Consider the following 410-nt stretch of genomic DNA (forward strand, 5'->3'; position numbering starts at 1 on the left):
AATCCATTACCAAATACGGGCAATGGCAATAAGCTTACAATAGAAATTAAACGTCCTAATGGTACTGAGATAAGCTTAAGCGGAGATATTAATCCATAATCCATTACCAAATACGGGCAATGGCAATAAGCTTACAATAGAAATTAAACGTCCTAATGGTACTGAGATAAGCTTAAGCGGAGATATTAATCCATCTGTATTAATAACCATCATAAACCAACTTCAATAATCCATGTTCAGCCTTAACGATTCTATGCGCTATTATCTTTGTCCAGGAGCAACAGATATGCGCAAAAGCTTTTACACACTAAGTGGCCTAGTTGTAAATGTAATGAAACAGGATGTCCGCAGTGGAGATGTATTTATATTCATCAATAGGAAAAGAACCACCATGAAGATTTTGCATGCTG

Annotated in this window: 1 protein-coding gene; it reads left to right on the forward strand. The window is 36.1% G+C overall.

Features of this window, described 5'->3' with window-relative positions:
• Window positions 1–253: 253 nt before the first annotated feature.
• Window positions 254–410, forward strand: a 157-nt coding sequence (gene tnpB / locus EES38_RS22680; protein WP_341825066.1) for an IS66 family insertion sequence element accessory protein TnpB, incomplete at its 3' end; no start/stop codon positions are given.

It is taken from the genome of Vibrio viridaestus, from assembly GCF_003856525.1.
GTDB lineage: Bacteria > Pseudomonadota > Gammaproteobacteria > Enterobacterales > Vibrionaceae > Vibrio > Vibrio viridaestus.